The sequence below is a fragment of the Streptomyces sp. NPDC051172 genome, from assembly GCF_040682555.1.
Lineage (GTDB): Bacteria > Actinomycetota > Actinomycetes > Streptomycetales > Streptomycetaceae > Streptomyces.
This window is the reverse complement of sequence record NZ_JBFBBE010000093.1, coordinates 1-25,809: the sequence shown is the minus strand read 5'-3', so window position 1 is coordinate 25,809 and position 25,809 is coordinate 1. Positions and strand designations below refer to the sequence as shown.

At 70.4% G+C, this 25,809-nt stretch carries 21 protein-coding genes and 3 pseudogenes; 8 read left to right on the top strand and 16 right to left on the bottom strand.

From position 1 onward, the window contains the following. Positions 1–14 precede the first annotated feature (14 nt). The 4 genes from AB0N07_RS37625 to AB0N07_RS37610 all read right to left on the bottom strand — a co-directional run bounded on the left by AB0N07_RS37625 (position 15) and on the right by AB0N07_RS37610 (position 4,745). Entirely contained in the window at positions 15–1,490 is a 1,476-nt protein-coding gene (locus tag AB0N07_RS37625) for an FAD-dependent monooxygenase (RefSeq protein WP_365843084.1), read from the bottom strand. Positions 1,491–1,604: 114 nt separating this feature from the next. Then, positions 1,605–3,383, bottom strand: a complete 1,779-nt coding sequence (locus AB0N07_RS37620) for a biotin carboxylase N-terminal domain-containing protein (protein ID WP_365843082.1) — start codon at positions 3,381–3,383, stop codon at positions 1,605–1,607. 211 nt (positions 3,384–3,594) lie between these two features. Then, positions 3,595–4,047 (bottom strand): redox-sensitive transcriptional activator SoxR, encoded by a 453-nt coding sequence (gene soxR / locus AB0N07_RS37615; RefSeq protein WP_365843080.1) that lies wholly within the window; start codon positions 4,045–4,047, stop codon positions 3,595–3,597. Then, a complete protein-coding gene (locus tag AB0N07_RS37610) occupies positions 4,044–4,745 on the bottom strand; it encodes a DsbA family oxidoreductase (protein ID WP_365843078.1) in 702 nt (233 codons plus the stop codon). Before AB0N07_RS37610 ends, soxR begins: the two co-directional genes overlap by 4 nt. A gap of 64 nt (positions 4,746–4,809) precedes the next feature. Here AB0N07_RS37610 and AB0N07_RS37605 point away from each other — a divergent pair, with 64 nt between their 5' ends. Together AB0N07_RS37605 and AB0N07_RS37600 are read left to right on the top strand one after the other, a co-directional pair. Continuing rightward, complete coding sequence (locus AB0N07_RS37605; RefSeq protein ID WP_365843076.1) at positions 4,810–5,220, top strand: helix-turn-helix domain-containing protein; 411 nt, start codon at positions 4,810–4,812, stop codon at positions 5,218–5,220. 41 nt (positions 5,221–5,261) lie between these two features. Then, positions 5,262–5,983: pseudogene (locus AB0N07_RS37600) on the top strand (transposase); the annotation flags it as partial. A gap of 8 nt (positions 5,984–5,991) precedes the next feature. Here the strand turns inward: AB0N07_RS37600 and AB0N07_RS37595 are convergent. Further along, on the bottom strand, positions 5,992–6,651 hold the full coding sequence (locus tag AB0N07_RS37595; protein WP_365843074.1) for an antibiotic biosynthesis monooxygenase: 660 nt from the start codon (positions 6,649–6,651) through the stop codon (positions 5,992–5,994). A 285-nt stretch (positions 6,652–6,936) separates the two neighbouring features. Between AB0N07_RS37595 and AB0N07_RS37590 the strand changes: the two genes are divergently transcribed. Beyond that, complete coding sequence (locus AB0N07_RS37590) at positions 6,937–8,571, top strand: NAD(P)H-binding protein (RefSeq protein WP_365843072.1); 1,635 nt, start codon at positions 6,937–6,939, stop codon at positions 8,569–8,571. Between the two features lie 256 nt (positions 8,572–8,827). Beyond that, a complete protein-coding gene (locus AB0N07_RS37585; protein WP_365843070.1) occupies positions 8,828–9,712 on the top strand; it encodes a zinc-binding dehydrogenase in 885 nt (294 codons plus the stop codon). Positions 9,713–9,874: 162 nt separating this feature from the next. Here the strand turns inward: AB0N07_RS37585 and AB0N07_RS37580 are convergent. Further along, positions 9,875–10,107, bottom strand: a pseudogene (locus AB0N07_RS37580) (helix-turn-helix domain-containing protein); the annotation flags it as partial. A 164-nt stretch (positions 10,108–10,271) separates the two neighbouring features. Here AB0N07_RS37580 and AB0N07_RS37575 point away from each other — a divergent pair. Both AB0N07_RS37575 and AB0N07_RS37570 read left to right on the top strand, forming a co-directional pair. Then, complete coding sequence (locus tag AB0N07_RS37575; protein WP_365843068.1) at positions 10,272–10,742, top strand: HIT family protein; 471 nt, start codon at positions 10,272–10,274, stop codon at positions 10,740–10,742. Positions 10,743–10,826: 84 nt separating this feature from the next. Beyond that, a pseudogene (locus AB0N07_RS37570) lies at positions 10,827–10,975 on the top strand (LacI family transcriptional regulator); the annotation flags it as partial. A 290-nt stretch (positions 10,976–11,265) separates the two neighbouring features. Here the strand turns inward: AB0N07_RS37570 and AB0N07_RS37565 are convergent. The 7 genes from AB0N07_RS37565 to AB0N07_RS37535 all read right to left on the bottom strand — a co-directional run bounded on the left by AB0N07_RS37565 (position 11,266) and on the right by AB0N07_RS37535 (position 18,226). After that, positions 11,266–12,015 (bottom strand): SDR family oxidoreductase, encoded by a 750-nt coding sequence (locus tag AB0N07_RS37565; RefSeq protein ID WP_365843066.1) that lies wholly within the window; start codon positions 12,013–12,015, stop codon positions 11,266–11,268. Further along, positions 12,012–12,983 carry a fumarylacetoacetate hydrolase family protein gene (locus AB0N07_RS37560; RefSeq protein WP_365843064.1) on the bottom strand — a complete coding sequence of 324 codons (972 nt, stop codon included), beginning with the start codon at positions 12,981–12,983 and terminating at the stop codon, positions 12,012–12,014. The genes AB0N07_RS37565 and AB0N07_RS37560 overlap by 4 nt, the downstream gene beginning before the upstream one ends. Positions 12,984–13,086: 103 nt before the next feature. Beyond that, on the bottom strand, positions 13,087–14,025 hold the full coding sequence (locus tag AB0N07_RS37555) for a VOC family protein (RefSeq protein WP_365843062.1): 939 nt from the start codon (positions 14,023–14,025) through the stop codon (positions 13,087–13,089). A 13-nt stretch (positions 14,026–14,038) separates the two neighbouring features. Next, entirely contained in the window at positions 14,039–15,037 is a 999-nt protein-coding gene (locus AB0N07_RS37550) for an amidohydrolase family protein (RefSeq protein WP_365843106.1), read from the bottom strand. 23 nt (positions 15,038–15,060) lie between these two features. Continuing rightward, on the bottom strand, positions 15,061–16,197 hold the full coding sequence (locus tag AB0N07_RS37545) for an FAD-dependent oxidoreductase (RefSeq protein WP_365843060.1): 1,137 nt from the start codon (positions 16,195–16,197) through the stop codon (positions 15,061–15,063). Between the two features lie 83 nt (positions 16,198–16,280). Then, complete coding sequence (locus AB0N07_RS37540) at positions 16,281–17,243, bottom strand: cyclase family protein (RefSeq protein WP_365843057.1); 963 nt, start codon at positions 17,241–17,243, stop codon at positions 16,281–16,283. Continuing rightward, on the bottom strand, positions 17,240–18,226 hold the full coding sequence (locus tag AB0N07_RS37535; protein ID WP_365843055.1) for a fumarylacetoacetate hydrolase family protein: 987 nt from the start codon (positions 18,224–18,226) through the stop codon (positions 17,240–17,242). The genes AB0N07_RS37540 and AB0N07_RS37535 overlap by 4 nt, the downstream gene beginning before the upstream one ends. Before the next feature lie 152 nt (positions 18,227–18,378). On the opposite strand from AB0N07_RS37535, the gene AB0N07_RS37530 reads away from it, so the two are divergent. After that, on the top strand, positions 18,379–19,344 hold the full coding sequence (locus AB0N07_RS37530; protein WP_365843051.1) for a LysR family transcriptional regulator: 966 nt from the start codon (positions 18,379–18,381) through the stop codon (positions 19,342–19,344). Between the two features lie 158 nt (positions 19,345–19,502). On the opposite strand, the gene AB0N07_RS37525 is transcribed toward AB0N07_RS37530, so the two are convergent. Then, the gene (locus AB0N07_RS37525) at positions 19,503–20,771 is read right to left on the bottom strand and encodes an MFS transporter (RefSeq protein ID WP_365843049.1); all 1,269 of its coding nucleotides are present in this window, start codon (positions 20,769–20,771) and stop codon (positions 19,503–19,505) included. A gap of 265 nt (positions 20,772–21,036) precedes the next feature. Next, the gene (locus tag AB0N07_RS37520) at positions 21,037–21,933 is read right to left on the bottom strand and encodes a PfkB family carbohydrate kinase (protein WP_365843047.1); all 897 of its coding nucleotides are present in this window, start codon (positions 21,931–21,933) and stop codon (positions 21,037–21,039) included. 269 nt (positions 21,934–22,202) lie between these two features. On the opposite strand from AB0N07_RS37520, the gene AB0N07_RS37515 reads away from it, so the two are divergent. After that, entirely contained in the window at positions 22,203–22,985 is a 783-nt protein-coding gene (locus AB0N07_RS37515; RefSeq protein ID WP_365843104.1) for a lysozyme, read from the top strand. Positions 22,986–23,081: 96 nt separating this feature from the next. On the opposite strand, the gene pepN is transcribed toward AB0N07_RS37515, so the two are convergent. Then, positions 23,082–25,517 carry an aminopeptidase N gene (gene pepN, locus AB0N07_RS37510; RefSeq protein WP_365843045.1) on the bottom strand — a complete coding sequence of 812 codons (2,436 nt, stop codon included), beginning with the start codon at positions 25,515–25,517 and terminating at the stop codon, positions 23,082–23,084. Positions 25,518–25,809 lie beyond the last annotated feature (292 nt).

Here is a 25,809-nt window from a genome sequence, read left to right as displayed (position 1 = left end):
TTTTGGAGGAAGGCCTAGCCGGCGGGGCCGAACCAGCGGTCCAGGGCCATGGGCAGATCGCTGTGGCAGCCGGGCGCTGCCCACGCCACGTAGCCGTCGGGACGAACGAGCACGGCGGTGGTACCCGCGAGCTCACTGTCCTCGGCGAGGTTCTGCGGCTGCCCGGTCACGATGTCCACGCGGTCCCGCCACCTGGCGGCGCGGCGCCGAAGCTCCGGATTGTCGGACAGGTCGAGCAGGACGCCGCGCCCCGCGTGCAGCGCCTCCGTGCTGCTGCCGACGCTCCTGCCGGTGCTGTCGGACAGCTTCAGGTGCGGCATACGGCGACCGAGCAGCGGATGCCGTCCCCCGGCGACCGGGTACCGGATCTCCAGACCGCTGACCATCCCGGCGAGGTGTCGGCTCACCGGCAGATAGGTGATCAACTCGGTGAACACGTCGCGCAGCGGCTGCACTTCGGGCCCGCTCAGGAAGAGCAGCCCCTGGGCCCGGGTGTTCATCAGCAGCCGCTTGCCGACCGGGTGGCGCTCGTCGTGATAGGTGTCCAGCAGGGACTCGGGTACCCGGCCCCGCACCACGGCGGCCAGCTTCCAGCCCAGGTTCACGGCGTCCTGGATGCTGGTGTTCATCCCCTGGCCTCCGGCCGGGAGGTGGATGTGCGCCGAGTCGCCGGCCAGGAAGACCCGACCCTGCCGGTACTCGGTGACCTGGCGCGTCGCATCGCCGAACGAACTGACCCAGACCGGCTCACCGTGCGAGATGTCGTCGCCGGTGAGGCGCTTCCAGGCCGCCACCACCTCGTCGTAGGAGGGCGGCGTCTCCCGCCGCTGCGGCGGCGTGCCCCGTTCGCACACGATCAGCCGGGTGATCCCACCGGGCAGCGGACCGACCATGACCATGCCACCCGGCAACGTCTCACCGATCATGCGGGGCTCGAGGTCGAGCCCCTTCACATCGGCGAGGAACATCTCCAACGTGGCCGGTGTGCCCGGGAAGTCGAAGCCCACGGTCTTGCGCACGACGCTGCGGCCGCCGTCACAGCCCACCAGGTAACCGGCGGTCAACTGGTGTACGCCGTCCGGCCCTTGGACCTCGACCTCCACCACATCACCGGTGTCCTTGAGGGACAGCAGCTCATGCCGGCGCCGGATGTCCGCGCCCAGCTCCTCGGCCCAGTTCTCCAGAACCGTCTCCGTGTGGGACTGCGGCACGGTCTTGGCGGCCTGGTGGGCGCCGTCGAGCACGGCGAAGTCGACAGGCAGACCGCCGAAGTGGCCCTGGTTGCTGATCTCGATGTCACCGAACCGCGAGAGCAGCCCGCGCTGGTCGAAGACCTCCATGGTGCGCGCCGTGAACCCCAGGCCCCTGGACTCACCCGTCCGTGCGGCCAGGCGCTCGATGACGACGACGTCGACACCCGCCAGCCGGAGCTCTCCGGCGAGCATCAACCCGGCCGGCCCCGCTCCTACGACAATTACTTCGGCGTCCATATGTTCTCCTCGGTCGACCACGGTCACAATTCGGCGGATTTCTGGCGCACATGCCGGCAAGCGGCGCGGCGGATCAGAACTGTGGCCCGGATGGTTTGCGGCCCGGATGGTTCGTCAGTCTTTGATGTCGCAGATGACCGCGCCCTGGGGCACGGCGGCCCCGACCTCGATTCCGAGGTCCTTGACAGTGCCCGCTTTGTGCGCGTTCAGGGGCTGTTCCATCTTCATGGCTTCGAGGACGACGACCAGGTCGCCTTCCTTGACCTCCTGGCCCTCCTCGGCGGCGACCTTGACGATGGTGCCCTGCATGGGGGAGGTGAGGGTGTCGCCGGAGGCGGCGGGGCCCGACTTCTTGGCGGCACGGCGTTTGGGCTTGGCACCGGCGGCCAGGCCGGTGCGGGCGAGGGACATGCCGAGGGAGGCGGGGAGGGAGACCTCCAGGCGTTTGCCGCCGACCTCGACGACGACGGTTTCGCGGCCGGCCTCGTCCTCGGCCTCGGGGGTGTCGGCGCGGCCGGTGAAGGGCTTGATGCCGCCCGCGAACTCGGTTTCGATCCAGCGGGTGTGGACGGTGAACGGGTCGGTGGAGCCGGTGAGTTCGGGGGCGAAGGCCGGGTCGGTGACGACCGTGCGGTGGAAGGGGATGGCGGTGGCCATGCCTTCGACGGTGAACTCGCTCAGGGCGCGGGCGGCGCGCTGGAGGGCCTGTTGGCGGGTGGCGCCGGTGACGATCAGTTTGGCGAGCAGGGAGTCCCAGGCGGGGCCGATGACACTGCCGGATTCGACGCCGGCGTCGAGGCGGACGCCGGGGCCGGACGGGGCCTCGAACTTGGTGACCGTGCCGGGGGCGGGGAGGAAGTTGCGGCCCGGGTCCTCGCCGTTGATACGGAACTCGAAGGAGTGACCGCGCAGTTCGGGGTCGTCGTAGCCGAGCTCCTCGCCGTCGGCGATGCGGAACATCTCGCGCACCAGGTCGATGCCGGCGACCTCCTCGGTGACCGGGTGTTCGACCTGGAGGCGGGTGTTGACCTCCAGGAAGGAGACGGTGCCGTCGTTGCCGACGAGGAACTCCACAGTGCCCGCGCCGACATAGCCGGCCTCCTTCAGGATCGCCTTGGAGGCGCGGTACAGCTCGGCGTTCTGTTCGTCGGTCAGGAAAGGGGCGGGGGCTTCTTCGACGAGTTTTTGGTGGCGGCGCTGCAGGGAGCAGTCGCGGGTGGAGACGACGACCACGTTGCCGTGGGAGTCGGCCAGGCACTGGGTCTCGACGTGGCGGGGCTTGTCGAGGTAGCGCTCGACGAAGCACTCGCCGCGGCCGAAGGCGGCGACCGCCTCGCGAACGGCCGAGTCGTACAGTTCGGGAACGTCTTCGAGGGTGCGGGCGACTTTGAGGCCGCGGCCGCCGCCGCCGAAAGCGGCCTTGATGGCGATGGGCAGGCCGTGCTGTTCGGCGAAGGCGACGACCTCCTCGGCGCCGGAGACCGGGTCGGGCGTGCCGACGACGAGGGGTGCGCCCGCGCGTTGGGCGATGTGACGGGCCGCCACTTTGTCGCCGAGGTCGCGGATGGCCTGCGGGGGCGGGCCGATCCAGATCAGGCCCGCGTCCAGGACCGCCTGTGCGAAGTCGGCGTTCTCGGAGAGGAAGCCGTAGCCCGGGTGCACGGCGTCCGCCCCGCACTCACGGGCCGCGCCCAGCACCTTCTCGATGTCGAGGTAGCTCGTGGCCGGAGTGTCGCCGCCGAGGGCGAACGCCTCGTCCGCGGCGCGGACATGCAGCGCGTCCCGGTCCGGGTCGGCATAGACGGCCACGCTCGCGATACCGGCATCCCGGCACGCACGCGCCACACGGGCGGCTATTTCGCCACGATTGGATATCAGGACCTTTTCTGGCATGTAAACACCACCTCAGAAAAGCAACTCTCTTCCGGAGTGCCGAGGAAAGAGAATCGGTGAGTGGTGTAAATCCTCTTCGTTTCTGCACGGGCAGGTCAAGGCGCGAAACAAAGAGGACCGTGATGAATCATCAGAAGAATGTCAAGGCGTCCGCATGAACCATGGGTAACGTCAAAGGAATCTCAATCGCCGCGCTGAAACCCGGTGGGTTTCAGCCCATACCGAGGCGATGGGCGCCCGGCCCCTTCTCGCCGAGTGCGTCATAGGGGTTGGCCAACTGGCACCGCTCCAGGGTGAGGCAGCCGCAGCCGATGCAGTCGGTCAGGGCGTCCCGGAGCGCGATCAACTGCTCGATGCGCCGGGTCAGGTCCTCGTACCAGTGCTCCGAGACGCGGGCCCAGTCCTCCGGAGTCGGAGTACGGCCTTCGGGCAGCAGGTCGAGGACCTCGCGGATCGCCGCGAGCGGTATGCCGAGACGCTGGGACACCCGGATGAAAGAGACCCGCCGGAGTGTGTCACGCGCATAACGGCGCTGGTTCCCGGAGGTGCGCGCGCTGCGGACCAGTCCCTGCCGCTCGTAGAAGCGCAACGTGGAGGTGGGCACACCGGCGCGCCGCGCGAACTGACTGATGGTCATCTGCGTCGCGGGCCGCGGACCGCTCATGCGCCGGAGTCCGCGGAGGGGCTGACGGGACCGGGGGCGCCATGGTCAGAGCGGACGGCGTCCTCCCAGGCCCGCTGGAGCAGCGCGGTCATCTCGTCCGGGCTCTGCGGCCCGAAGACCGCGTAGGTCTCCTGAACGACGTAGCTGGGTACCCCGCGAAGACCGAGCCGCCGAGCCAGCTGCTGGTCCTGGCGGACGGCGTCGGCGTATCGGCCGCTCCTGAGCGCCTCCGCGGCCTCCTCCCGGTCGAGCCCCACTTCGCCCGCGAGGCGGACCAGGGTGTCGCTGTCGGAGAGCACGGCCCCCTCGCCGGTATAGGCCGCCATCAGTCGGCCCAGCATGAGGTCGGCGCAACCGTGGCCGGCGGCGAAATGCGTCAGGCGGTGCGCGTCGAAGGAGTTGACCACGCGGATTGCGTCGATCCGGTACTCCAGGTCCAGATCCGCGGCGATCGAGGCGACCTGCCCGAGCACCTTGGCAGCGTGTGCCTTGCTGGTGCCCATGTCGCGGGCCGACCTCTCCAGCATGGGCTGGGCGCTGTCGCGCGGTGTACTCGGGTCGAGTTCGAAGCTGTGATATCGCACCGTCACCGCGTCCCGATGGTCGAACTGCGCCAGAGCGGTGTCGAACTGGGCTTTGCCGATCGGACACCAGAGGCAGACGATGTCGGACCAGATGTCCACGGTGATCTCTGTCATGACGTCAAGCCTAGGTACATGGGCTTACTGGAAGTGAGCCCATACCTCTGGGTAAGCTCAGTACATGAAGGTCCGTCACGAGCTCACACGCCATCAGCCGGCCCGGGAAAGTGACGCGTTCCACACGGACTGTCCTGGACGACATGTCCTCAACCACGTCACCAGCCGCTGGGGTGTGCTGATCCTCAGCGCGTTGCGCGAAGGCGACCTGCGGTTCTACGAGCTACGGGACCGGATCGGCGGGATCAGCGAGAAGATGCTGTCCCAGAACCTCCGCGTCCTGTGCCGGGACGGACTGGTCAGCCGGGAGGTCGTGCCCGATTCGCCGCCCCGGGTCTCGTACGGCCTGACTCCGCTCGGCAGCGGACTCGCCCAGTACACAAACGCCCTCGTCGAGTGGATCACCCTGCACACTCACGACATCGTCGACGCCCAGACGGCGTACGACGCTGCGGCCGGCACTCCGCAGAAGTGAAGTGCCGTCAGCCGGCTCTGCCGTCGCACGAACAGAAGTACAGGGCCTCCGACAGCTGCTGCGGCGAGGGAAGGACCGACGCCCGCGACACCTACGTCATCGCCGACCAGGCCACGACGCGCCGCGATCTGTGGCCCATCGCCCCGGCGACCAAGCCGCCATCGAGCTCAAGTTTGCGACCGGACGCCGGGCCGACCTGTCGAGGACCGCACCCGCGTGGTCAACCGCCTGCGAGGCACTCTGCCGAGCCTGTTCCCGGCCCTGGAACGGACCCTGGAGGTGACCAACACCGGCCCGCTCAAGCTGCTGACGGGCTACCAGACCCCGGCCGCGATCCGTCGGGTCGGGGTCTCGCGGCTGACAAAGTGACGGGCCAACCGCAAGGTCCGCAACGCAAGAGCCCTGGCCCGCGAAACGGGTCCGCACCCTGGTCGAGGGGGTGATGACCCTCAACAGATCTCAGAGACTGACAAGCTCATCGAGGGCCGGTTTCGCGAGCATGAGCTCGCCGACATCGTGCTGAGCGTCCCGGGCATGGGCCCCGTGCTCGGCGCGGAGTTCCGTGCCGCGGTCGACGGCGACCTGGACGACTTCGACTCCCCGGACGTCCTGGCGGCCAGTTCTACGACTGCAAACGCGCAAAGGGAAGACGCAGGTCCAAGCCGTGCTCGCCCTTGCACGCCGACGCGTCGGCGTGCTGTGGGCCCTGATCCGTGACCGGTGGTGCTACCAGGTCACACCACCAGTCACTACGGCCGCTTGACGACAGCATCAGGAAGGGATGTCCTGCGAGTACCGGCAGGAGATCACGCACGGCTCGGCGAGCGCGTGGTCCTTCGCATCCGCCAACCCGCCCGGGATGCTGGGGTGGTTCATGTAGACGTGGAAGGCGTCCTCGTCCACCCATGCGGGGTTGTTGAGGAACTCCGTGCCGTCGAGGCTGACATACGGGGTGGCGGACACGAAGCCGGGAATCGTGTGCTTCCATTCCCCTGTCCTGAGCAGGACGTCATGGATCTTCATGGCCGTCTCGCGGTCCTGGACCGGTCGCGTCGCCACCACGCTGTATCCGGCTTCCTTGTCGGCGTCCGGGCCGGTGAACCCCGGGACCTGCGTTCCGACGAAAGCTGTCCGATCGGTGATCGCGGCCTTGGCGAGACACTCGGTGAAGGTGTTGCCCCGCGCCGCCGCCGCGGCCGAGTGCGCCTTGAGGTCCTGCTCCCGTTCCCAGCGGACCCGTGTGACGATCGTGTCCTCCGCCACACTGAGGTGGACGCGTGCGCCGAGGAACCCGGGCGCCTCGCGGTACTCGCGCTCCACCGTCTCCTTGAATGCGTCCACCAACTCGACGGCGCCCCCGCCACCCGCCACCTTGATGCTGTCAAAGACGAAGATCCCCGGCTCCGGCTCCGTCAATACCATCTGGGACATTCCGAACTCCTTCGGCTCTCGGCCTTTTTCCTACGTCACCTCTGCGGCTCCACGCCAGTGTGCACGGGCGGACGCCTGGAACGACACCGGGCCGCACCGCAGTTGACATTTCTCTGAAGAAGCCTTACGAGCATCTGGAATTGAAGCCTTGACTGCTTCCCGGCATGACGAAGAAGCTTTCATCAGGGTCCATTCGCTGCACTCGCATGCACTCGCTCCCTGCGGACCGTCCGCCGCAGAATTCGGAAATCCGTCTTTTCTCCAGTGCCCGAGAGGAACCGCCCCATGACCGCCGAGCGCACGTTCTTGATCACCGCGGCCACCGGCAACGTGGGCCCGCACGCCGCCGCCCAGTTGCTCGCGACGGGCGCCACGGTCCGGGCCCTGGTACTGAAGGACGACCCCAACATCGCCAAGCTTCCCGAGGGCGTCGAACTGCACTATGGCGACCTGGCCGACCCCGACAGCCTCGACCCCGCTCTCGACGGTGTCCACGGTGTCTTCTGGATGTGGCCGTTCTTCACTCTGAGCGTGGAGACCGCGCCCGCCGTGCTGGCGAAGATCGAACGTGAGGCCGAGAGGATCGTGCTGGTCTCGTCGGTCGGCGTGCACATAGGCCTGGAGCGACGGGACAACAACTGCCACGCCTATCTGGAAGAGCTGATCGAGCAGACAAGTCTGGACTGGACGTTTCTACGCACCACGGGGTTCATGGCGAACGCGTTCGGCTTCGCCGGTCAGATCAAGGGCGGCGGAACCGTGCACTTCCCGCACGGCGCGGCCGCCCGGACGTCGGTGCACGAGAGGGATCTGGCGGCCGTGGGGGTGCACGCGCTCACCGAGGACGGGCACGCAGGCAAGAAGTACCTGGTGACCGGGCCTGAGGTGCTCACCCAGGAGGAACAGGTCCACATCATCGGCGAGGTGATCGGCCGTCAACTCGGTTGGCAGGACGTCCAGGCACAGGCCGCGCGGGAGGAGATGGTGAAATCCGGCTGGCCCCCCGCGTACGCGGACGGGGCGCTGGACTACTTCGCCATGCTCACCACGCAGCCGGAAGTGGGATCCACCGTCGTGGCCGATGTCACCGGCCGGCCGGCGCGGACCTTCCGGGAATGGGTGGAGGAGCACGCCGATTCCTTCCGGGCCGGGGACACGAAGGCCCCCGCGGGCGCCGAGGGCGACGACGCCCTGGCCCTGCTGTGGGAGCGGGTCTACGACCCACTCACCACGGAGATTCTGGCTAGCCTGCCGATCGGGCGGGGCTGGCGCTGCCTGGAGGTGGGGGCAGGGGCGGGCTCCATGTCGTACTGGCTGGCCGCACAGGCCGACCAGGGCTCGGTGGTCGCCCTCGACACCGACATCCGTCGGTTGGACGAGCGGCGCGCGCCGAACCTGGCGGTAGTGCAACAGGACGTCGCGGAGGCCGAGTTCGAGCCGGACTCGACCGACCTCATCCTGGCCCGGGCCGTGTTCGAGCACCTGCCCAAGGCCGAGGAGACGTTCGAGCGGGTGGTGCGCTGGCTGGCGCCGGGCGGCTGGATCCTGCTGGAGGACTTCTACTTCCTGCCCAGCGAGCACGCCGTCAGTCCTGCCGCGCGGGCGTTGATCGGCGCGTACTTCGCCGGCTGGAAGGCCGTGGGCGCGGACATGCACTGGGGCCGCAGGCTGCCGTCTACGTTCGCCAGGGCGGGACTGACCTCGGTCTCGATGCGGGTGGCCCCGTTGGGTCCGGGACAAGACGAACTGGACAGCGAACTGATCCGGTTGCGGATGAAGCTCCAGGGCCCCGCGATGATCGAGCAGGGAGTGGTGAGTGCGGAGAACCTCGAGGCGTTCGTGGCGGGCCTCGACGACCCACGCGACCGTGACGTCACCATGCTGCGGTTCTGCGTCTGGGGTCAGAAGCCCGAGCGGTGAATGTCCGATGCCTGCAACCCGAGCGGTGAGGCGTCCGCCTTCCCTCGACCGGTGTCCTGTTTTCGTCGGCACGGGGTTTCCCCGTAGGACACTCGCCGCACCGACTGCCGACGGGGCACGGCGAGTCATTGCCGTCCCACCGAGCACGTATGAGGAGAGTGCCGACTTGCTCGTCGTCCAGGTAAACCGATTCGGGCCCCCCGAAGTTCTGACGCCGACGCAGGCGCCCGACCCCGTGGCCGGTGAGGGACAGACGGTGATCGACGTCACGGTCGCCGACATCCTCTTCATCGAGACCCAGGTCAGGAACGGCTGGGGCCGGGAATTCTTCTCGGTGGAGCCGCCCTACGTACCGGGCGACGGCGTTGCCGGGCACGTGCGTGCGGTCGGCCCGGGCGTCGACCCCGGGTGGGTGGGCCGACGGGTGGCCGCCCACGCCGGTGGTTACGGAGGCTATGCCGAGCAGGTCGTCGTACCGGTCGAGGCGCTGATCCCCGTCCCGGACGGGCTGGAGCTGCCGCAGGCCGCCGCGCTCCTCAACGACGGCACGACCGCGCTGACGGTGTTCGAGGCCGCCGAGGTCACCAAGGACGACCAGGTCCTGATCACGGCGGCGGCCGGAGGGCTCGGCAGCCTGCTGGTCCAGCTGTCGCACGCGGCCGGCGCCCGCACCATCGCCGCGGCGCGCGGCGAGCGCAAACTCGCCACCGCCCACGAGCGCGGTGCCGATGTCCTCGCCGACTACTCCGACCCCGACTGGACCACACGGGTGCGGGAGGCGACAGGCGGCCGGGGCGTCGATGTCGTCTTCGACGGCGTGGGTGGGGCGGTCGGCCGAGCCGCTTTCGAACTCACGGCGCCGGGCGCCCGGTTCTCCGCTCATGGCGCGCCCAGCGGTTCCTTCACCGATGTCGACACGCGGGCCGCACAGGAGCGGGGTGTGCGGCTACGCGGCATCCAGGATGTGCAACGTTCCGCCGAGGACCGGCGGCGGCTGGCGACGCAGGCTGTCGAAGCGGCGGCCCGCGGCGAGTTGCGACCACTCATCGGCCAGACCTTCCCACTGGCACAGGCCGCCGCGGCGCACCGGGCACTGGAGGCCCGAGAGGTGATCGGTAAGGCCCTGCTCCTGCTGCCCTGACCCACCCGACGGCCCGGTACACCGACGACTTCACCCCTCACGGCTCGTCTCATGCGCGGGCGGCACACCGGTCGGCCTCGCGTACGCGGCGCTGCTCAGGACGGCCATGGCCGGCGCCGGCCTCCTAGTGCCGCGTCAGGCAACGTTCGCCCTGTCTACGACAGGGTAGAGCGAGTCAAAGCCGTCGGCATTGAAGTTGTGGATCACGTCACGGACCCGGTCCACACTGGTGAACGTCACCTCGGTGATCTTCGCCACGGGCATGTGCTGCGCGGGCAGCAGAACCATCTGGGCCCGCCGCCAGGTCACCACCGGCCCAGTGCCCGGCGGGCGATCCGCAGCCGCCGTCCACCCTCATCGTCATCGGTCTCACGGACCTGCGCGCCCTCAGCCACGTGATCATTCTGACCGTCCAGTACCACCCGGCCCAGCAACCGGGCGACACGCCACGACAGGCGAACGTTGCCTGACGCGGCACCGGATCCGGTAGCGGACGGTGCCGTCCGCACGAAGTCCCGCACCCCTTCCCTGCTGCCCCGGAGCCGTAACCTCTGGGTCCGTGGCCAGGACATGGGCGGATTCGTGGGAAGCGGAATGGGCAGGCGAAGGCTGCGCCAAGTGCGTACAGGGCCGCCCGGACGAGGACGAGTCGGGCGTCCGCTGGTACGCCGATTCGTTCGCCGACGCGTACCTGCTGAAGCGGCCCGCGAGCCCGGGGTACAGCGTGGTGGTGTTCCGGGGCCGGCACGTGCCCGATCCCGCACTGTTCACCGACGCGGAGGTCACGGGCTACTGGTCCGCAGTTCCCGCCGTCGGCGCCGCGATTCATCGCGTCTACGCGCCCGCACAGATCAACTACCAGTGCATGAACAACTCCGTGGCGCACGTGCACACCCACGTCCTGCCGCGCTACCTGGACGACCCGGGCCCGCGCACCATGCTCCCGGACCAGGCATTCGCCGGCGCCCGCTCACTCGCCCCGGCCGAGCTGCTGGCGCAGCTGGCCCGCCTGAAGGAAGCGCTGCGGTAGCGTCCCGCGAGCACGCCGCCGATGGACATAAACGGGGTAAAGGTTCCCTGACGCTAGTGGTGCACTGGCTCTGGTCTTGGTGCGGGCGAGCACGACGAGCAGTCGGGCATCGAGACCGGGCGGCTGCTGGTGGCGGAGCGCGACCAGGGCCTGCCTCTGCCGACAGCCGTTCTCGCGGGCAACGACCTTTGTGCATGGGGCCTGTTGTCGGCCTGACCCGGGAGGGCGAGGACGCCTTCACCCGCATGAACACGTCCGGAGCGCCCACATGGCTCAGCCCCTCAGTGGTGCCTGCGTCCGCGCAGCGATGTCGTCGCACCGTCAGACCCGGCGCGCATTCCACCCGCGCAGCTGCCCGGCAGGACCCGTGGAGGATCTGGACGAGCACGTCGGGAATGCCGCTGAGGCCGAAGCCGCCGGCGGCCGGCTACGCGCCGTCGGGGATGTCCGCGACCGCCTCCGCGGCGCTCGCGCAGACCTTGTCCATGGCTCAAGGGGCCTTCTGTCGTGCGTTGTTGCTGGTTCATGCGTCGCGGCGCAGGGCTTCCGAGATGGGCATCGCGCCGCCGTGGGAGGTGAGGCCGCCGTCCACCGGGATCTCGGCTCCGGTGATGAAGGCGGATTCGTCCGAGAGGAGGAAGGTGACGAGCGGGGTGATGTCGTCCACCGTGCCGGTGCGGCCGAGCGGGGTCAGGCGGAGGTTCGCCTCCCGGAAGGCCGGAGTCGCGGAGGCCGTCATCTCCGTCTCGATGAAGCCGGGGTGGATGGTGTTCACGCGGATGCCGCGGGGTCCCAGTTCCATGGCGGCGGTCTTCGACAGGCCGCGCAGCGCCCACTTGGCGGCCGTGTACGCGACCGGGTAGTGGGCGGTCAGCGCGGCGGACGAGCCGATGTTCACGATCGATGCCCCCGCACGCATCAGCGGCACCAGGTTCTGGATGCCGAGGAGCGGCCCGGTGGCGTTGACGGCGTGGACGCGGGCCATGTCCTCGGGGCGTACCTCGTCGATGCGGGCGCGCCAGGTGACCCCCGCGTTGTTGACCAAGCCGTGCACCTGGCCGTGAGACTCCCGCAGTTCGGCGGCGAGCCCGGCCCAGTCCTGCTCGCTGGTGACGTCCAGGCGGCGGCACCCGGGCGCCTCCGTCACATCGGTTGCGATCACCCGGGCGCCCTCGCGGGTGAGTGCCTCCGCCTCCGCGGCGCCTTGGCCGCCCGCCGCGCCCGTCACCACGACGACCTTGCCGAGCAGCCGCTTCGGACCGGGGCCGCTCACGGCCGCTCCCGCGAACGGCGCCGGCCGGCCGGGACGGGCAGCGGATCGGGGCCGCGCACCACGGTGTTGGAGACACTGCCGATGCCCTCCACGGTGAGCGTGACCGTGTCGCCGGGCGTAAGCGGTGCCGGGTCCTGCCTGCCTCGTACGCCCCACAGCTCGGCGAGGCAGCCGCCGTTGCCGCAGGTGCCCGAGCCCAGGACGTCGCCGGGGCGCACCCAGGTCCCGCGTGAGGCGTAGGCGACCATCTCCTCGAACGTCCAGCTCATGTTGGACAGCAGGTCCTTGCCGACCACTTCGCCGTTGACCGCGGCGGTGAGAGCGAGCCGCAGGAATCCGTCCTCGTCGCGGTACTCCTCCAGTTCGTCGGCCGTGACCAGACAGGGGCCCAGGGTGGTGGCGGTGTCCTTGCCCTTGCATGGGCCGAGCCCCACCCGCATCTCGGCAGACTGCAGATCGCGGGCGGACCAGTCGTTGAGGACGGTGTAGCCGACGATGTGCTCACGGGCCTGCTCGGGGGTGAGATCGCGGCCCTCCTTGCCGATCACGGCGGCGACCTCGAGCTCGAAGTCCAGAACGCCGGATCCCGGAGGCATGGGAATGTCGTCGCCCGGGCCGTACACCGCATACGGGTTGGTGAAGTAGAACGTGGGGGCCGCGTACCACTGCTCGGGCACCCCCACGCTGCCGTCCACGGACCGCCGTACCCCCTCGACGTGCTCCTCGAAGGTGACGAAGTCCCGCACGGTGGGAGGCTGGAGCGGTGCCAGCAGTCGTACGTCCGAGACGTGGGGGCCGGCCGGCACGTCGGTCGTCGCGGAGCCCGCTTCGAGCAGTTCGGGCAGACCGCCGCCCTCGGCGAGCAGCCCGGTGAGTGAGGCGACGCCGGGCAGGGGGTGGAGCGTGCCGTCCTCTTCGACGACGGCCACTTGGCGTCGGTTGCGGTACTCGAACGTGGCGAAACGCATGGCAGGGTCCTGTCGGCGGGAGGGCGGGCGGAGCGGGGCCGGGGGCGCGGCGGGGAGTCAGGGCATGACCGGGCTGCCGCGCCCCCGGTGACCGGGGGGCCGGTCAGACCGGCGGGGCGACGAAGACGCCGCGGTCGACGTCGTTGAAGGACTCCTTGGCGACCAGTTCGTTCATGGGGTTCGCGGTGCCCCACTGGTCGGTGACCTCGGGCTGGGAGAAGTCGTAGACGTGCGGGTGCCAGGTGTCCTCGTCCAGGACCTCCAGTTCCGTCGTGTACTCGACGGTGTTGCCGTGCGGGTCGAGGAAGTAGGTGAAGGTGTTGTCGCCCGCCATGTGGCGGCCCGGCCCCCAGATCTTCCGGACGCCGGCCCGCATCACACGCCCGGAGCCGCGCATGTACTCGTCCAGGCCGCGCAGCTCGAAGGAGACATGGTGCAGGGAGGTGTGCGGGCCCTTCGCGATGGCCATCGAGTGGTGCTGGTTGGAGATCCGCATGAAGTGCATGACCTCGCCCATGTGCGGCGAGCTGAGCGTGTCGGAGTGGCGGAAGCCCAGGTGGCGCTCGTACCACTTCCGAGTGCGGTTCAGATCGGGAGAGTTGAGGACGACGTGCGACAGCTTGACGGGGATGGCCTCCTTCTCCTCGATCCTGCGGTGCTGCCGTACCCGGACGTCGGCCAAGACCTCGATGGTGCGGCCGTCGACGTCGAAGAAGCGGAAGCCGTAACCGCCGCCGGGCGTGTCCACCTTGCCCGGCTGTGAGATCAACTGCACGCCGTCCGCCAGGAGTTGATCGGCGAGTGCGTCCACGTCGGCCGCGCTCGCGGCACCGTAGGACACGAGGTCGAGGCGCTTCTCGTCGGCCTTGCGCAGGCGGATCACGTACTGCTCCGGGCTGCCCTCGGCGGCCAGGAAGGAGATGCCGGAGTCCTCGGCGACCTTGGTCAGGCCCCACACTCCGGCGTAGAAGTCGAGCTGCTTGTCGTAGTCGGGCACGGCGAGGTCGACGTGCCGCAGGTGGGTGAGCAGGCGGTTGCTCATGGGGGGTTCCTCCTCAGGCGAGGTTGAGCAGGGCGGCGGCGTTGCCGCCCCGCACCGCGTGGAAGTCGGGCTCGGGCAGGTCCGCCGCGCGCAGTGCGTCCAGCGGGTCGTCGGTGCCCATGTCGAAGGGGAAGTCGGAGCCGAGCAGGATCCGCTCCGGCCCGGCGGCCCGGAGCAACTCCCGCAGTACGTGGGGGTCGTGGACGAGGGAGTCGAAGTAGAGCTGCCGCAGATAGCTGCTCGGCTCCCGTGCGCAGCCCCGGGCGTCGGGGCGGGCCCGCCAGGCGTGGTCGGAGCGGCCGATGTGGGTGGGCAGATAGCCGCCGCCGTGCGCCGCGATCAGCTTCAGACCCGGATGGCGGTCCAGGACACCGGAGAAGATGAGGTGGGAGAGGGCCACCGCGTTCTCGGTGGGCTGGCCGACGGTGTTGGACAGGTACCACTGGTCCAGGCGCGCGTCGAGCGTGCAGCCGAACGGGTGCAGGAACACCAGCGCACCGGTCTCCTCCGCCCGCGACCACAAGGGCTCGTACGCGGGATCCGACAACTCGCGGCCGGGCGCGTGCGAGGAGATCTCCACGCCCTTCAGCCCCTGGGCCAGCGCCTGGTCGAGCAACCCCACAGCCAGATCAGGGTGTTGGAGGGGGACCAGACCGAGGCCGTGCAGCCGGTCGGGGGCCTTCGCGCAGTGCGCGGCGGTGGCCTCGTTGGCCAACAGGCATATCTGCTGCGCCAGTTGGGGCTGGGCCCAGTAGTGGTAGTGCGACGGGGACGGGCTGACCAGCTGGACGTCCACCCCCTGCGCGTCCATCGCAGCCAGCCGCACGGCGGCGTCCGTCAGCTTCGGCACGCGCGCCCCGACCATCGGACCGTTCACGGCCAGGGCCGCCGGCCCGTTGCGGCGGGCGTCGAGCTCGCGGGCCTCGGCGAGCCCGGGACGTCCGGCGACGGCCTCCTCGACCTCCGGGAGCAGGAGGTGGGCGTGGACGTCGATCGTCGGGATTGCCGGCATCGGCGAGGGGGCGGTCGGATCGGTCACGGGAGTTCCTTCAGCGCGTTCATGGTGCGGCCGATCAGCCCGGGTATGTCGGCGTCGTGCACCCCGTCGAGGGTCCACTGGCCGAGCTGCACGGAGGCGTCGACGACCATGCGCACCCGGGGCAGCCGCCGGTCCCGGTAGTCGGTGAGGAGCCGGTCGTCCCAGTCCTCGCGGGTGGTCAGCAGCTCGGCGAGGACGGAGGCGTCCTCGAGGGACATCGCCGCGCCCTGCGCGAGGGTGGGCGGGCAGCAGTGGGCGGCGTCCCCGACCAGGACGACCCGGCCGCGGTGCCAGGGGCCCTCCACCAGGTGGCGGTCGAACCAGGTGTAGTTGACCTTGGCCGGGTCGTCGATGTGCTTCACGATCTCGGGCCAGAAGCCGCCGTAGCCCTGGGCAAGGCCCCGCATCTCGTCGGCGTACGAGTGCGGTGGGATCGACGCGCGGTCCCGGCACCCCTCGACGACGTAGGCGTAGATGGTGCTCTCGCTGGTGGGACAGTATCCGGCGATGTAGGCCGGTCCGCCGTAGGCGAGGTCGGTGCGCTCCAGGCCCTCGGGACGCGGGGCGGCGACGCGCCAGATGGCCATGCCGGTCGGTGTGGGCCTGTCGGTGATGCCGATCGCGGCGCGGGTCGCCGAGTTGAGTCCGTCGGCGGCGACGACCAGGTCGTAGCGGCCCTCGGTGCCGTCGCTGAAGCGCACCGAGACACCGTCGGTGTCCTGCTCCAGGGACTCGGCGGTGACGCCCAGGTGCACGCCGGCGCCGGACGTGCGCACCGCGTCGCTCAGGCTCTGCTGGAGCCGGGGGCGCTGCATGCCGAGGGTGGCGGGCAGCTCCGGGCCGCCGGTCCGGATGTCCTCGGCGACGAACAGCACGGTGCCGTCCGGGGCGGTGACCCCCACCGAGCCGAAGGCGAAACCGGAGGCGCTCACCTGCTCCCACACGCCCAGCTCGCGCAGCACCCTGAGGGCGTTGCCCTGGAGGGTGATGCCGGAACCGGTGGAGGAGTGCCAGTCGGGACTGGCCTCGATCAGGTCCACCGTGATGCCCGCACGGCGCAGCAGGATCGTGACGGCGTTGCCGGAGGCGCCCCCGCCGACGACGAGGACAGAACGGGCGCAGGGATCGGTCATGTAGGGGATACCTCCCGGTCGGGGCCGCACGGCTTCGGGCGGCAGGGGATGCGGCTCGCCCCTTGAGGGCGCGGCTGTGGGTGTTACTTGACGGCGACGGGGTTGACCGGGGAGCCGACCGCACCGGTGATGGGCAGCGGCGCGGCGGTGAGCCAGAACTCGTACACGCCGTCCTCGGCGCAGTCCGCGGCGAGCGCGTCGAGGTCCCACATCTCGCCGATCAGCAGCCCGACGTTGGGGATGACGACCTGGTGCAGCGGCTGGAAGGCGTTCTCGAATTCGTTGGGCCGCACCTCGAAACCCCAGGTGTCGGTGGCGATGGCGGCGATCTCGGTGCGGTGCAGCCAGCCTGCGGTGGTGAACGACAGGCCGGGAGCGGGCCCGCCCGCATAGTCGCCCCAGCCCTCGCGCCGGGCGCGGGCGAGGTGCCCGGTCCGTACGAGGACGATGTCGCCGCGCCCGACGGCCACCCCGTGCGCCGCGGCGGCCGCGGTCAGATGCTCCTCGGTGATCGCGAACCCGTCGGGCAACTCTCCGTCCGTGCCCACCACTTGGCCCACGTCGATGAGCACTCCGCGCCCGGCGACATACGGCGCCATGTGCTCGATCCCGGTGACGAGGTCGCCGTCGGAGGTGACGACCTTCTCGGCCGCCCGGCCGTTCCAGGCCTTGCCATGGTCGAAGATGTGCCCGAGCCCGTCCCACTGGGTGGAGCATTGCAACGGCATGGCGATCACGTCGTCGGCGCCGCCGATGCCGTGCGGGAAGCCCTGGTTGCCGAGGGCGGCGTCGGTGCCGGTGTCGAGCATCGTGTGCACGGGGTTGGTCCGCCGGCGCCAGCCCTTCTGCGGGCCGTTCATGTCGAAGGACTGCGACAGCGAGAAGCTGACCCCCCGGCGCACGAGCGCAGCGCCTTCGCGCCGTTTGGCCTCGTCGAGGAAGTTCAGCGTGCCGAGCACGTCGTCCTCGCCCCAGCGCCCCCAGTTCGAGAAGGCCTTTGCGGCCTCGGCGATCGCGCCTTCCGGGTCGTGACGGTCAGGAGTCATGACGCCTTCTCCGCCACACACCGGGTGCGCTGGACGCCCAGACCGGTGATGGAGCCCTCCATGACGTCGCCGTCGCGCAGCAGCCGACCCCAGTGCATGCCGTTGCCGGCGGGACTGCCGGTCAACACCAGGTCGCCGGGCAGCAGTCGAGAGGTCCGGGAGATGTACGACACCAGCCGCGCGACCCCGAAGAGCATGTCCTTGGTGGACTCGTCCTGCATGGTGTCGCCGTTCAGCTTCAGCGTGACCCGAAGATCCTGCGGATCCGCGATCGACCCGGCCGGCACGAGCCACGGCCCGAGCGGCGTGAAGCCGGGGGCGTTCTTGCAGCGCAGCCAGTCCGTGCCGATGGCCTTCATGTCCCGGCGGAAGACGGTGGCACGGTCGGTGAGGTCGTTGGCGATCGTGTATCCGGCGACGTGTTCGAGAGCCTCCTCCACCGACACCCGGTAGGCAGGCTTGGCGATGACGGCCGCCAGCTCCAGCTCCCAGTCGGGCTGTTCGGCCCAGTCGGGGAGTACGACGTCGTCGTACGGTCCCGCGACGGTGCTGGGCAGACCGATGAACACGTAAGGCAGGTCCTCGGCGGCCCGGCGGTCCATGACCGCGGCGATCTCCGCACGCGCCTCCTCGACCGTGCGCGGGTCGTCGGGGGAGCGGTGGGCGGCCTCCAGGTCGATCACGTGCTGGCGGTAGTTGGCGCCGGACTGGAAGATCTGGCGGGGCTCCAGCGGGGCGTGCACCCGCAGGCCCTCCAGCGGACGCCAGTCGAGGGCGGTGTCGGCCGCCAGGGCGTGCAGCACGGAGAGGGTCTGCTCCCACCGCTCCACCACGTCACGCACCCCGGACGGTGCCCAGTCCAGGGCCTTGCCCAGGTCGAGTACCCGGCCCGCGGCCAAGAGGCCGGGGAAGGTGTCTTCGTCGTCCCGAGCCGAGAACGTGCCGAGCGCGAACGGGCCGGCAGGTTGCGCGAGCGTTGCCATGAGATTTCCTCCCGCTGGGTTGCGGACTACTCTGACCCCGATCAAGAAATCAGGGAAATCAATCCTGTGGATCCGCTGCATCCAGGACATGGATGGCTGACGGGATCGGCTCTCACGCATCAGCTCGCCAGCTCGCTCCTAGGTGGTAACCGGTGAACCTGTCCCGTCTCGACCTCAATCTGGTCGTCGCCCTGCGTGCGCTGCTGGAGGAGCGCAACGTCACCCGGGCCGGCGAGCGCATCGGACTGAGCCAGCCCGCGATGAGCGCGGCGCTGGCCAGGCTGCGCCGTCATTTCGGCGACGAATTGCTCGCACGTACCGGGAACTCCTACGAGCTGACACCGCTCGGCGTCGCCCTACGAGACCGCAGCGTGACCGCCTGCGACCTGCTGGAGCGCGTCTTCTCCAGCCAGGCCGACTTCGACCCGGCCGCCGAGACCCGGGATTTCACACTGCTCGCCTCCGACTACGGCACGGCCGTGTTCGGCGCCGCACTCGCCCGCGCCCTGCACCACGAGGCGCCCGGCATCCGGCTCACCTTCCAGCACACGCCGCCGTCCGTCGTGGAGAACCCCGCCACCGCGCTGAGTACGGTCGACGGCCTGCTGATGCCGCACGGCGTCATCGACGGCCTGCCCGCCGTCGACCTCCACCAGGACCGATGGCTGTGCCTGGTCGCCGACGACAACCCCGAGATCGGTGACGAACTCACCCTCGACCATCTGGCACGCCTGCCCTGGGCCGTCTACCAGCGCCCCTACGACGCCCCCGCGGCCCGTCAGCTCAGCATGATCGGCATCAGCCCCCGGGTGGAGGTCTCCGTACAGGCGTTCCAGTTGCTGCCCCACATGGTCGAGGGCACCAGCCGGGTCGCGATGATCCAGGAACGCCTGGCCCGCACAGCGGTCCGCGCAGCCGCGGTACGCGTCCTGCCCTGTCCCTTCGAGGCCGTGCCGGTGCAGGAGGCGATGTGGTGGCACCCGGTCCACGCCCAGGACGCGGCCCACATCTGGCTCCGGCAGAAGGCCGCAGAGGTGGGCGCGACGCTGAAGGGCAACGGCCATGAGACGGCCGTCTCGGGCGCCCAGGGCGCCGGGCCGACGCCGGGCCGGCTGTGATCCGGTTCGGCGTCGGCCCCGTACGGGTGCGGGACTCGGGCCCGTCGGGCGGGTTGTGGCCGAGGAGCGCCCGCGGTGGGCTGCCAGGGCCGGGGCCATGAACCAGCCCGCTGTCGGCCCCTGAACGACGCTGTCTGTCGCCGTCGGCGTGCGCGTCATCAGGCCAGTCGCTCCGGCAGCGGCCGGGACTCGGCGGCGAGCGCGCGGCGGCGGACCGCCAGCAGTCCCGCCGCGACGAGGGCGGCGGCCAGCCCCAGTATGCCCACGGCGCCGGCGAGGCTGCCCACCGCCGACTCCACGGCGAGCAGCACCAGCGGGCAGACGAACTCACCGGCGAAGAAGGCCGCCGTCCACAGCCCCGTCCCGCGACCGCGGTCCTCGAAGGCCAGCCGCGACATGGCGCCGGTGAGCAGGGCGGGCAGCAGCATGCCCGTACCGACACAGTTGATCACCGCTCCTGCGACCAGCAGCGGCGCGTTGCCCGCGAGGAACATCACCCCGAAGCCGACCCCGCACACGGCGAGAACGGCCGGCAGCATCGCCTCCGGGGAGCGCCCGAGACGGGCGAACGTGACGGCCCCACCGACGGTCGCGGCACTGGCGATCGCCGTGGCCAGACCGATCACACCGGAGTTCTTTGTCCCGAGGCCGTCGAGGAGGTACGACATCTCCACCGGGACGGTGTAGAAGACCATCGCACCGAAGAAGGTCAGGGCGCAGACCCCCCGCAACTCCCGCCAGGGGAAAGGCCGTCGGACCTCGACCGCGGCCGGTGCCTCGACGGCGGCCGGTCGTGCAGCCGGGTCGGGCAGGGCGGTCGCCATCAGCGGGGCGAGCGCCAGGCTCACGGCGTACACCCAGAAGGGCACGCGCCAGCCCGCCGATCCGGCGGCGCCGCCGAGCACGAAGAAGACGGTGGCGGAGGCAGAGGCGCACATGGTCTGGAGGGCGAGGTACTTCACCCGCCGCTGCCCCGAGTAGTAGTCGCCGATCAGCGTGGTGCAGCACGTCATGATCGCGGCCTCGCTGACTCCGACGAGGGCGCGGCTGGCGATGATGGCGCCGAGCGAGTCCAGCCACAGCGGGGCGGTGCCGAACAGGGCGTACAGCAGGGTCGCCACGATCAGCAGACGCTTGCGGCCGAGCCGGTCCACGATCACGCCGGCGAACGGGGCCAGCAGCGCCAGTGCCAGCGCCGGAACCGTCAGCGCGAGAGGCACCAGCGCCTTGGCGCCGGGAACGGATCCGAAGTGGTCCTGCATCTTCGGCAGCACCGGCGCGATGAGCACCGCCCCCAGGATCGGCAGACAACTGCCCGCCATCAGCAGGGTCACCCGCAGCAGATGGGCCCGACCCGATACGGCTACGGGTGACGAAGCGGCGTCTTCGGCCGCGGCGGCTGAGGGCGGCGGGACGGAAGCGGGCATGGCGACTCCAGGCAGGGTGTACGGAAGCGGGCATGCCTGTCAGGGGCGCCATCGGCGCTCGGCATGCAGGGGACGGCCGCACGGCGGCGGCTGGTCCGGACAGCGGCCTGCGGGTAGGGACGACTATGGGCCCCTCCGGAGCCTGGCCGCCATCCTTGGCACGATCCGAATCCCGGATCCGGAGCATTCATGCGATGGATGAGCCGAGCTGCGTTTGAACTTTCAACCCACAATCGGGCGGCGTGCGCCGACGAATGGTGTGGCCTCAACCGCCATGCATCCAGGCGCGCGTGCCGAACGACGCACACGCCCGCGAGGCCACCGCGGCCGCACCCCGCAGGGCCTGCACGAAGCCCTCCGGCGTCAGGGGTTCCTGAACGGCGAGGTGATGAGCGAGCGCCCCGTGCAGCACGTCACCCGCCCCCAGCGTGTCCACCACGCGGACGGTGGGCACGTCCACCGTCCCAGTGCTGTGGGGGCCTGCCCACATGATCGGTTGTCCGCCTTGACTGACCGCTGACCAGACAACTCCGTGCTCCCGCAGGAACCGCAGCGTGTCCGCCGGCGTGCTCACGCCGGGCGGGCGGAAGTCGGCCGAGCAGACGGCCACGTCGATGAAAGGCAGCAGGTTCTGCGTGCCGTCCTTCCCGCTGCCCCCGTCGAAGACCGTCGGACGGCCGACGGTGCGCGCGAGCCGGGCGGCGGCCACGGCCAGGTCCAGGTGATGGCCGTCGAACTCCGCGATGTCGCAGGCGGCCACCAGCACGTCCAGCTCGTCGGGCGGGCTGAGCCTGTGGCCTCTCGCGTTGGTCGAGGCGACGGCGCGTTCCCCGCTGCGCGCAGTCACCAGAATGGACGACACGGCCGGTGGCTCGGCTGACTCCGCCGCCAGATCCGACACGGTCACGCCCAGGCGACCGAGGTCTTCCTTGATCCCGAGCCCCAGCGGATGGGAGCCGATCGCGGTGAGCAGCCGGGCCGCGCCACCCAGGTGGCTGAAGGCCGCGGCCGCGTTCGCGGCTGGACCGCCTGCCGCGACGACCTGCTCACGAGCCGTCAGTTTCTCGTTCGAAGCCGGCGCATGCTCCACGAGCTGGATGACGTCCAGCGTGCACAGGCCGACGAACAGCCCTTCAGGGCGTCCCCTCGTCGCCGGCACCATCCACCAGCACCTCCTCCTGCACGGGCATGCGGTCAGCGTACGAACCGACGGAAAACGGCAACGACGCCATCGCCGCAAACGCAACCACGCGGCACACCCATTGGAGTACTTCGAGCCCGGAATGCCTTCATTGGGCGGTACATGGCGTGCGGTGCGGCGCACCCCGGGGTCAGATGGGTTGCGTGCCAAGCTGCTTCCGTCCTCAGCACGGCCGCTCGCGCTGGCGTCTCATCGCTGCCCTGACCGGCCTCCTCCTCACCCTGCCCGCAATGCCGCCCGCGTACTCGGCGGCCGGACCCTGGCCCGATCCGCCCGTGCGCGGCGGCGCCTATATGGGAATGGGCGTCGGAAAGTACGAAGGAATGGGCGCCCATTCCGACCCCGATCCCGACCCCCCGCCCCTGCAGGCCGGCCAGACCGAAGGCGTCGACGTCTCCAGCTACCAGGGCGATGTCGCCTGGTCCGCCTTGTGGAGCAGCGGCACCCGCTGGTCCTACACGAAGGCCACCGAGGGGACGTCCTACCAGAACCCCTACTTCGCCCAGCAGTACGACGGCGCCTATCGCGTCGGCATGGTCCGCGGGGCGTACCACTTCGCCACGCCGGACTCCGGCAGCGGCGCCGCGCAGGCCGACTACTTCGTCGACCACGGCGGGCGCTGGTCCGCCGACGGCCGGACCCTGCCCGGTGCCCTCGACATCGAGTGGAACCCCTACGGCGACGCCTGTTACGGCAAGACCAAGAGCGGCATGGTGGCCTGGATCCATGCCTTCCTGAACCGCTACAAGGCCCGCACCGGTCGCACCGCCGTGATCTACACGGCCACGAACTGGTGGAACAACTGCACGGGCGGCTACAAGGGCTTCGGCTCCACCAACCCCCTGTGGGTCGCCCGGTATGCCTCGACGGTGGGCGAGCTTCCTGCGGGCTGGTCGACCTACACGATGTGGCAGTACACGTCGTCCGGTGCGACCGTCGGCGACCACGACAAGTTCAACGCGCCCGTGGACAAACTGCGGGAGTTCGCGGCCGGTCACCGGGCCGACGACTGACCGCTTCGGGTGCCGGCCGAGGCCGACCGCCCGCGCAGGCGCGGCCGCAGGGAGATGCGGCCGGGCCTGTACGGCCGGGGCGTCCCGCAGGAACGGTCAGGGCCTGCGGGAACGTGAGTGCAGCATGCGGCGGACCGTGTCCGAGCGTTCGAGGAGTGTGTTGCGGACCACCGGGGCCGCCTCGGCTGAGATCTGCTGGGCGGTTTCGATGTAGCCGGAGTCGATGGCGTGGGGCGGGAACAGATGGCTCGTGAATCCCATCGCCGGGATCATCCCACCCTGATGCAGATGAGGGATCGCCTCCAGATAGCGCTGCGTGTAGGGACGGAGCAGGTCGTCCTGGGCGGGACGCCAGAAGGCCGCCGCCACCTGGCCGACCGCGGAGACGGGGACGGTGCGGTCGACGACGAGCTTCTGCCAGACCTCTGCCTTGGCGGCGGCGTCGGGCACCGCGGCCCGCACGGTGAGGGCGCGGATCCAGGCGTCGGGGTCCGGGTCGCGTTCCAGGAGGAGGCGGGCCTCGGAGGAGACGTCCCCGCCCAGTTCGGCCGAGCGGCCGAGCGCACGCCAGTGCAGGTCGACGTCGTCGCCCGCCTGTGCGCGCAGCCAGGCGAGGTCTTCGTCGGTTGTCGCGGTACGGGCCAGCCCCCGCAGGGCGACCTGGCGGCGGCCGGGGGCTGCGGCCAGGTCCCGGCAGGTCCTGGCCACCGCCGCCGTCAGCTCCGCGCGTTCGTCGGCCGGCGCCCACAGTTCGGCGATGTTCGCGGCGAGGGTCAGATACGGCTCGATCACGGCGTCCGACGTCTCGGCCGCAAGGACCGCGGTGATGCACTGCCCGGCTTCCACGGCCGTGGCCTCGCCGGTGGTCAGCATGTCCCACACGGTGGCGGCGGCCACGCCCCGGGAGATGGCCGTGGGCAGGTCGGCGGCCGAACGGAAGAGGGCGTCTCGGGCCGTGGGGTCCGGGCGGGCCGTGGCGAAGGTCAGATCATCGTCGTTGATCAGCAGGAGGTCCGGCGCGGGAGGCAGGCCGACGACGGGGGTACGGGGCTGTGTCACCTCGATGCGTTGCAGCGCCGTGCGCTCCAGCACCTGTCCGTTCCGGCTGTACGCGCCCACTGCCAGAACCTGCGGGCGTGGGGTGCCGGCGCCCACCAGGGTGACGCTCTCGCTGTCGCGCTCCAGCCAGAAGCGGTCGGTGCCGGCCGTCGCGAGCCAGGCGGTGCGCCAGCCGTCCAGGTCTCGCCCGCTCGCCTTGCCGAGGGAGTCGATCAGGTCCTGGAGCGTGGTGTTGCCCCACGCGTGGCGGGCGAAGTAGGCGGCCATACCGGCCCGGAAGCTCTCTTCGCCGACATACGTCATGAGCTGCTGCAGGACCGAGGCGCCCTTGGGATAGGTGATGTTGTCGAAGATCGACGCGGCCTGGGCGACGTCGTGGATGGGCTGGTGGATCGGGTGGGAGACCGGGCCCTGGTCGGCCAGATATGCCTTGAGTTTGTCGCTCACCAGGTGACCCGCCCAGGCGTCCGTGTACCGGGTGGCGCCCTCGGCGGCCCAGTGGCAGGCGAACTCCGCGAATGCCTCGTTCAGCCAGAGGTCGTCCCACCAGCGCATGGTGACGATGTTGCCGAACCACATGTGCGCCATCTCGTGCAGCAGCACCTTGGCGAGCAGCTCCCGCTCGGCGGGAGTCGGCGCGGCCCTCCGCAAGAACACGTCCGACCAGGTCACGCAGCCGTAGTTCTCCATCGCCCCGCCGAATTCGGGCATGAACACCTGGTCGTACCTGCGCTGCGGGAACGGCATCGCGAAGGCCTCGCCGTAGAAGGCGAGACCCTGTCGGGTGAGGGTGAAGATCTCGTCGGCGTCACGGTCGAGGACCTCGGCGAGCGAGCGGCGCGCGTACAGGCCGAGGTCGTGGCCGTCGGCCTCGCGGCGGATCTCGTGGAAGGGGCCCGCGTTGACCACGGTGTTGTACGTGGACAGCGGCGGCGTGTCCGGGAAGGTCCAGCGGCGGGCCGTCCCCAGCTCCTCGATGCGTGCCTCGCCGGAGTTGCTGGTGACGGTCCAGGCGGCGGGGGCCGTGACCGTGAAGGCGTGCGGGGCCTTGAGATCGGGCTGGTCGAAGCAGGCCCAGACGAACCGGGCCTCGTCCGGTTCGAAGCTCATCCACACATAGACCTCGCCGTCGGCGGGGTCGGTCGCCTTGTGCACGCCCTCGCCCGCGGCCGTGTCGGCCTGGATGCTCTCCACGCGCAGCACGTTGTGCCCGGCCAGGGCGGGCAGGGGGATCCGGCCGTCGTCACCGGGGGTGAGAGCGGTGCCGTTGAGGGTGGCGCCCACGACCTGTGCCGCGCAGTCCACGAAGCTCTCGGCGCCCGGCTCGTGGCAGGTGAAGGTCACGGTGGACACGCACCGCACCTCGGGTCCGTCGGGCAGCGCCGTGAGGTCGACGTCCACGTCGTACCGCTCGACGGTCAACAGCGCGGCCCGGTACTCGGCTTCGGTACGGGTCAGGCTTCGGATCCCCATGCATCCTCCTCGGCAGACAGCGGGCGTCAGCGTATGTCGGACGGCGGCGGCGCGCGCAGGGTTTTCCGGCGCGCCGAACGGGCGCCGGGTGCCTGGTGGTTGGCGTGGCCGCGGCGACGTGCACCGCGGAGACTGTCACCCCGCTCGGACTCGGGGCTGCGGGGCGGGACGGCAGGTGAGCGGCCGGCAGCGCCCGGTTCACCGAGAAGCTGCGGGCGCGGGGGGGGGGGGGGGGGGGGGCGCGCGCCGGGGGGGGGGGGCGGAGAACGGAGAGCACGCGCCCGCCCCCCGG

Excerpts from the sequence above, each read along its gene's own strand:
- AB0N07_RS37625 (WP_365843084.1), bottom strand. The coding sequence starts at position 1,490 with ATGGACGCCGAAGTAATTGTCGTAGGAGCGGGGCCGGCCGGGTTGATG.
- AB0N07_RS37620 (WP_365843082.1), bottom strand. The coding sequence starts at position 3,383 with ATGCCAGAAAAGGTCCTGATATCCAATCGTGGCGAAATAGCCGCCCGT.
- soxR (WP_365843080.1), bottom strand. The coding sequence starts at position 4,047 with ATGAGCGGTCCGCGGCCCGCGACGCAGATGACCATCAGTCAGTTCGCG.
- AB0N07_RS37610 (WP_365843078.1), bottom strand. The coding sequence starts at position 4,745 with ATGACAGAGATCACCGTGGACATCTGGTCCGACATCGTCTGCCTCTGG.
- AB0N07_RS37605 (WP_365843076.1), top strand. The coding sequence starts at position 4,810 with ATGAAGGTCCGTCACGAGCTCACACGCCATCAGCCGGCCCGGGAAAGT.
- AB0N07_RS37595 (WP_365843074.1), bottom strand. The coding sequence starts at position 6,651 with ATGTCCCAGATGGTATTGACGGAGCCGGAGCCGGGGATCTTCGTCTTT.
- AB0N07_RS37590 (WP_365843072.1), top strand. The coding sequence starts at position 6,937 with ATGACCGCCGAGCGCACGTTCTTGATCACCGCGGCCACCGGCAACGTG.
- AB0N07_RS37560 (WP_365843064.1), bottom strand. The coding sequence starts at position 12,983 with ATGCGTTTCGCCACGTTCGAGTACCGCAACCGACGCCAAGTGGCCGTC.
- AB0N07_RS37555 (WP_365843062.1), bottom strand. The coding sequence starts at position 14,025 with ATGAGCAACCGCCTGCTCACCCACCTGCGGCACGTCGACCTCGCCGTG.
- AB0N07_RS37550 (WP_365843106.1), bottom strand. The coding sequence starts at position 15,037 with ATGCCGGCAATCCCGACGATCGACGTCCACGCCCACCTCCTGCTCCCG.
- AB0N07_RS37545 (WP_365843060.1), bottom strand. The coding sequence starts at position 16,197 with ATGACCGATCCCTGCGCCCGTTCTGTCCTCGTCGTCGGCGGGGGCGCC.
- AB0N07_RS37540 (WP_365843057.1), bottom strand. The coding sequence starts at position 17,243 with ATGACTCCTGACCGTCACGACCCGGAAGGCGCGATCGCCGAGGCCGCA.
- AB0N07_RS37535 (WP_365843055.1), bottom strand. The coding sequence starts at position 18,226 with ATGGCAACGCTCGCGCAACCTGCCGGCCCGTTCGCGCTCGGCACGTTC.
- AB0N07_RS37525 (WP_365843049.1), bottom strand. The coding sequence starts at position 20,771 with ATGCCCGCTTCCGTCCCGCCGCCCTCAGCCGCCGCGGCCGAAGACGCC.
- AB0N07_RS37520 (WP_365843047.1), bottom strand. The coding sequence starts at position 21,933 with ATGGTGCCGGCGACGAGGGGACGCCCTGAAGGGCTGTTCGTCGGCCTG.
- AB0N07_RS37515 (WP_365843104.1), top strand. The coding sequence starts at position 22,203 with ATGCCGCCCGCGTACTCGGCGGCCGGACCCTGGCCCGATCCGCCCGTG.
- pepN (WP_365843045.1), bottom strand. The coding sequence starts at position 25,517 with ATGGGGATCCGAAGCCTGACCCGTACCGAAGCCGAGTACCGGGCCGCG.